Below are 6,955 nucleotides of genomic sequence, written 5' to 3' on the forward strand. Positions count from 1 at the left end.
CCTACATTTACGTCTATAGTTTAGTCAAAATCATCATATTTTCGTTGTATGTGTAGCTTGTAGGACGTTTGATAACTCTAGGGGCAGAGTTACAAAAAAGCGCAGAGTGACACAGGCCGTGAAACGCTATGATATTAAGAATTCAAGCTTTTCTCCGAGCTAAACTTGCTATGTTGCTAAGCAACATTCGACATATGTGCTAAGGTTTTAAAAGGCGAAATCTTGGATTTTTGAAACAAAAGCTTTGTTTTAACAGTAGGTTGATAAATCCCTTACTCAAGCACTGTTATTTATGATGTTTCGTCTCAGTTATGAGATGAAATAGCAAAAAGCAACACGAATTTTTAGGAGAAATACCGTGAAATGGAACCGACTAAATATTGCTTGCTGCTGTAGTTTAATGGTGTCTATACCCGTTTTCGGTCAAACTTTAGAGCAAGCCGTGGCATTGACGTTAAAAAACAACCCTGACATTAAGAGTGCATTTAATGAATTTACGAGCCGAAAATACGTAAATGAAGCATCTTCGGGTGCTTACTTGCCCTCTATTGATCTAGATGCGGGTATTGGGTATGAAGGATTAGACCCTTCTGACGAGGTGGGACGTGGAGATACAGATTACACTCGAAAAGAAGCATCGGTGACACTAACCCAACTTATCTGGGACGGCAGTGCGACTCTTAATGATATCGACCGAACTGCAGCGGACGCTGAATCAGTAAGATTTCAACTTTTGGCCGACGCATCGGATAAAGCACTTGAAGTCACCAAAGTGTATCTAGACGCTGTAAAAGCTTACGAAATACTCAAGCTGTCTGAAAACAACCTGGCTGTTCACAAAGATATCTACGATGACATTAAAAAACGAGTCAACTCGGGTATCGGCTCTACCGCTGACTTAACGCAAGTAGAAGCACGTTTGGCAAAAGCACACGGCAACTTAGCCGCTGCTCAAAATAACCTGTATGACTCTCACACGATGTTCACTCGTTTAGTCGGTCAAACACCGCAAGGGCTAATCTTTCCGAGAGCGGACCAAAACTTTATTCCGTACACAATTGATGAAGCGGTAGGCTTGGCATTTGAACTGCACCCCGTTATTCAAGTCGCACTCGCAGACGTAGACTCGGCTAAGTTTCAATACAAACAGTCTAAAGGTGTTAACTACCCAACCATTTCCATTGAAGCTTCGCAAACATGGCGTGACGACGCTGATGGTTTAAAAGGTCGCAGTGATGAGACACTTGCCATGCTGCGCCTACGCTACAACCTATTCAATGGCGGCAGTGATGCAGCGAACTCAGAAAACTTCGCCTACCAGCTAAATAAAGCAAAAGACTTGCGTGAAGGTGCCTATCGCAATGTTGAAGAAGGGTTAAGACTTTCTTGGAGTGCGCTTGATTTAACATTACAACAAAAAGAGTTTCTATCAGATCATGTAGACTCTGCGTCTGAGACCGTAATTGCTTACGAGAAGCAATATCGCATCGGTAAACGAACACTGCTTGATCTATTGAACACTGAAAACGAGCTCTTTGAGGCGCGTAAAGACTACTTAGATTCTAAATACGCAGAGCAGTACGCCAAATATCGAGTGATGAACGCAACAGGTCAACTGTTGAGTGCATTAAGGGTCGAAATGCCTCAAGAATGGCTAGAAGAAGTGGAGTATTAATTATGAAACACATAACTCTTATTGCACTCTCATTGATGATTTCGGCATGCAGTTCATCCGATAAAGGCGATGAGTATGATTACATCGATACGCCAATTGCCGATCAGTGGGCTGATCATATAGATGATGACTCAGACGGTGTTATTAACGAGCGCGATTTGTGTCCGGGTACTCCTTTAGGAGCCGAGATAGATAACGATGGCTGCGGTTCGTATGTCGACTCCTCACAAGAAATGCAAATTCGAGTCCTATTTGCGAACGATTCCGATGTTATAAACCCTATCTTTACGCAACAAATTCGTGAGTTGTCTGATTTCTTGAAAGAGTACCCAAATACGTCTATCGAGATTCAGGGCTATGCTAGTCGTACTGGTACTGCAGAACACAATCTCGACCTATCCAAGCGCCGGGCTGAGAACGTTAGAAAAGAACTCATGACGAATGGTATTAGTGGGGATAGAGTTACCATTGTGGGCTATGGAGACACAGTGCTTGCAACACAAGGAACCGACCAAGTGAGTCACGCGCTAAACCGTCGAGTAACCGCAACAGTGATTGGTCACAAGGGTGAAGTTAAGAAAGAATGGACCGTTTTCACTACACTTCCAAAAAGCTAACACAACCATAAACAGAACGTAAAAATAAAAGGTCTAGCAAATTGCTAGACCTTTTTTGATTTTCAATTTTACCTAAATGGTAACGCCACTACATATCTTTGTATTGCGCCTCTAAACTTGCAATCAAGCTTTGAGTCACATCATCAACACTTGCACCGTCAAAATGTATGTCTAATGTCGAGCTACCTTTTGTAATACTCAGGTTTGTCTCAGAGCTGCCATCTGGTGCTACTTCTACGTGATACTCTCCGACATCACCAGTATGATCACCTGATTGAAGATCATTAAGAAGCTCTCCAATTTCATCTTTAGATAAGTCATCAAAGAGATCAGAGAAGTCTAGAGTGTCTTCATCTTTATTGAAGTCAGTGACAGTGTCGCGTTCATTGGACACATCAATCCATTTAAAGATGTCTTCACCGTCCCCCCCTGTCAAAATATCATTGCCGAAACCACCAATTAAAATATCATTATCTGCACCACCGAACAGCTTGTCGTCACCGCCTTGTCCAAACAAAATATCATCTCCTGAACCACCAGAGATGGTATCTGCCTGGTCGTAATAACGAGACTGTTCAAATTCTGCTTGGTTTTCAGTAATGTAGTGATGAACTTCTTCTTTGGTAACCAACGAAACATCCTTACCTAGTTGAGAAGCTACGTAGTTTTGCAGCGCGGAAACTCCTTGCTCACCATCGACGTCGAAACGCATGGCATCACCAAAAATAATGTCATTTCCATCAAGGCTGTTAATCTCATCTTTGCCTTGCATCAAAGAAACTTCCTTACCAAGGATCACTTCTGCTAGTTGGTTTACATCTATGTTAGCTCTTACTACACCATCAGAGTCGAAGTTTTCTAACGAATCTTCATCTAAGTAGCGACCAAGACCTATCGAACGAACCTCACTAAATTCAGCCAATGCTTGATATGCGTTATTCGCTTGAGATAGAACATTATTTTCATAATCATCATAGACATATGAGTTAAACATTCTCCCCACCTGTTCACCAGTAGAGAGCGAATACACCGCCCCGCGAAAATCTATGATTGTTTTATTGTTGTATGTGACTGTATCACCAAACCTGTAATCACTTGGCAAGACATCCGCTAGCGTCACTAACTTTTGTTCTGACACGCCAAGTACGACACCCTCCCAACCTCTAAACCAACTCGTAGTGTTATCCGTAGCTTGGTTTGGTTGACCATCAGATATGAAATAACTTAGGTTTGTTGCGCCACTATCGGCATTAGCAAACCAGTCTAGTGCAGATTGGAACCCGGCTTCATAATTTGTATTACCATCACCGATTTGTAAAATTGCATCCAATGTAGACTCTATTTGCGATGTTGCGTTGTCTGCACTCAAATCTAATTCAAGTACCTGAGAGCTCCCAGTAGCAAATGTGGTCAATAAAACGTTCACTTTGCCCGAATGAGGGCCACTAGCACTTTCGGTAAGAGTATTCAACACTGTTTTTAGCTCACCTAGCGCTAGACCAACGTCGTAACCCATGCTGCTTGATGTATCGAGCATAAAAGCAATGTTGTAGTCCTGCCCCTCGACAATCTGTAATCCTTGAACATCGCCAACAATCACATCATTGCTATCAGATCCAGCTATCTTGTTATCACCATGCGTACCGGAAACAAAATCATAATCTCGAACTGAAACAGAAGCCGTGTCCGTTCCCATTTGAGTATTGTTATTAACTTCAACACTTCCTGCCGTCGCTGTTACATCAAAATCTAACGAACCATTGTAATCGGCTGGTACAGTAATCGTACCGCTTAGTTGATGACTGGTTTGATTTGGTTCACTTGAAAGGTCAACCGTGTAAGAACCATCGCTGTTTTCAGTAACCGTTTTGCCATTCACCTCTAATGTTAGCCCTGAAGGAATTCCCGTTAAGGTGACGCTATCGTTAATAAATGACTCACTGCCATCCACATCGATAAGATCAAGGTTCAGCTCAAAAGAGACTTGCTGCTCTGTAAGTACAACATACTCTCCTGTGTTGTTATTTAGCTTGATAATGGCATCTTGGAAGATAAGTTGTTCAATTTCATAAAGGTGGTCACCCGACTCTTTATGAGTGCTCGAAACAACATCTTTTGTATCAATAAATCGGCTATCTTCGACAATCCAATACGGGACCTCTGAGTGGTCAGATGCAGGGTAATAGTTGAAGTTGTAATCAGACAACTTGCCAGAGTAAACAACTGTGTCCGTCTCCGCTTGATCATCTAATGAACCAATACCGCCATAGATAGAATCATTACCTCCTCCAGTCACAAAGATATCACTGCCTTGAGCATCAACGTTCGCACCTGCTTGTTGATCTCCGACAAAGCTCAGTGGCGATTCAGTGTCACCGCTTAGCATTAAGTCATTACCAACATGTCCGTTATTAAACGTTTGTGTCACCACATGTTCAAAGTCAAGCCCTGGTAAATTACTTGCCTCAAGCAGCTCTTTAAGTTCTTCGTCTGTAGACCAGCTTCCGCCTAGTGTCACAGGTACAGACGTTACTGGACCGAAAGTAAGGTCAATCTTAATTGGGTCCGCGACAGGCTCTATGTCGATACTCAACGTACCTGAAGCAGAAGAATTGCCATCACTAACAGTGAAATGAATCTGCTCGTAAGTATCCAAGCCGTTCCCAACACCGTCTTTATCGAAAACATTTGCACCAGACTCATGTTCAGCAGGAACATAACGAACAAGACCATTTTGGATATCAGAAGCGAGTACACTGCCAGAAACCGCTTCCCAACCATCAGAACCTTTCACTTGCAGTGAGCCATTTAGAGCAGAAGTGTCAAACTCAACACTTATACTACTATCAACGATGCCTAAATGTTCTAGTGTTATAACAATAGCTTCGTCTTCTAATCCGGAAATTTCGTTGCTTTGAACTGCTGGCGGAACATCATTATCATCAATATAGCCAACGCCAGATACATCTCCGACTTTAATCACAAGACTCTCTGTTGATTCAACCAACTGATCATCAATACTTGGAATGGTAATCTCAAAGCCATTCACTCCGGCTGGAACAATAAGGTATCCACCCAAATACTTCACGCCATTAGTAAAAGTTGCGTTCGACAAATCAATGTCTTGAGAGCTCACACTAGAACCCTCTGCAGAGAAATCCACTTGATACTTAACGGTCTGATCTGTCGCGTTATTTAGAGAAACAGAAAACGTGACATCGTCACCCTCAACAACAGTAACACCTGCAATGCTCTCCACCACAGGTCCATTTTCCGCAACATTACCATCTAGTATTTCGTTAACGATATTGACCGTAGACGGATCACTAACTCCACTTTCAGAATCGACTGCCACATATCCAAAGCTATCTCCGGCAGGAATACCTTCTACATAACGTAACTCCCAGTTCCCTTCATTTTTCGTAGAAAAATCTAACTGAGTAATGACCGAACCTTCAGGAAGAGCTAGTTCCTGCCCAAAACCAACGCTTGTTTCTTGGAATAGCATGAAGTTGCCTTCAGGCTTCAAGAACTCGAACGTTTGAGTCTGTTCGATATTATTTGAATCTAAATACGTAACCGTAATAAGCGCAGCGTTGTCATCACCGTAATCAAACAATCCACCTAATCCATCTAAGCCAAGGTTTACGCTGCCCACAGGGTTATTAGACAAATCGATCGTAATTGTCTCGCCTTTCTCAATACCCTGCCCATCATTGTCAGCAATACCGTTTCCGATATGTGACACTTGGCGGTTGTATTGAGCAAGTTCACCACTATCAGAAGATATAGTGATGGAGGAACCATTAACTAAATGCTCAGTACGGGAGTGTGATGGACCTCCGTCCTCACTTAGCCCCCAATTATTGAAATCTGTTGTAGACTCGGAACTATTTGGTGTATCTGGGCGATCCTTGATACCTAATAAGAAACCCACATTATCAGCTTCATAGTAAAGGCTATCTTTTTCATAAAGAGTGTCACTGACTTCTTTTATTTCATGCAGTTCACCGTTGTTATCTCTGAAGAACAATGTTCCTGAGGTCGGTAGTTCAGTAATCTGCACATGCAAGTCGTTGCCATTTAAGTCATCTTCAATATCCGCTATATGATCCTGAGAGTCGCCATCACCTAAAGGTTTCGTATCAGTATCAAATACAACTTGCGTCACAGGCTTGTCAGTCACATGCGTAAAGTCCTCACTGTCAGGCTTGTCATTGACTGGCGTCACATCGACGTTCACCGTGGTGGACTCCGATACCCCACCCGAGGTAACGATGTAGGTGAAGCTGTCTGTGCCGTGGTAGTTGTCGTTTGGCGTGTAAGTGACGCTGCCATCCGGGTTGACCGAGACCGTGCCGTTCGCTGGACCGTTATTGGTATCGAGCGACACCACTTTGTCGTTGCCTTCGAACGTGTCGTTACCTAAGACCTTAATGATGGTCGGCGTGTCTTCCATAACCGTCGCTTTGTCTGCCACGATGTCCGCCACTGGCGCAACCGTAAAGTTCACCGTTTGGCTAACGCTCTCGCCGCTTGGATCGGTAGCCGTAAAGGTCAACGCTTCAGAGCCGTTCCAGTCCGCAGTTGGAGTGAACGTAGCAATGCCATTGACGATCGCCACTTGAATGTTGCTGTTGCCAGAAACGCTGAAGCTCAGCTC

General features: G+C 43.3%; 3 protein-coding genes. 2 read left to right on the forward strand and 1 reads right to left on the reverse strand.

What is annotated here, in order from left to right; genetic code table 11:
• Positions 1 to 358: 358 nt before the first annotated feature.
• Together R7Q46_RS20820 and R7Q46_RS20825 are read left to right on the forward strand one after the other, a co-directional pair.
• Positions 359 to 1,675: a TolC family outer membrane protein gene (locus tag R7Q46_RS20820; protein ID WP_213872034.1), complete on the forward strand. Its 1,317-nt coding sequence runs from the start codon at positions 359 to 361 to the stop codon at positions 1,673 to 1,675.
• 2 nt (positions 1,676 to 1,677) lie between these two features.
• Positions 1,678 to 2,292 carry an OmpA family protein gene (locus R7Q46_RS20825; RefSeq protein ID WP_031781371.1) on the forward strand — a complete coding sequence of 205 codons (615 nt, stop codon included), beginning with the start codon at positions 1,678 to 1,680 and terminating at the stop codon, positions 2,290 to 2,292.
• Positions 2,293 to 2,380: 88 nt separating this feature from the next.
• Here R7Q46_RS20825 and R7Q46_RS20830 read toward each other — a convergent pair.
• A partial coding sequence (locus tag R7Q46_RS20830) for an Ig-like domain-containing protein (RefSeq protein ID WP_318077762.1) occupies positions 2,381 to 6,955 on the reverse strand: 4,575 nt, incomplete at its 5' end.

The sequence above is a fragment of the Vibrio sp. 811 genome (assembly GCF_033339195.1).

Bases quoted from the DNA above. Each gene is read 5' to 3' on its own strand.
- R7Q46_RS20825 (WP_031781371.1), top strand. From the start codon at position 1,678: ATGAAACACATAACTCTTATTGCACTCTCATTGATGATTTCGGCATGC.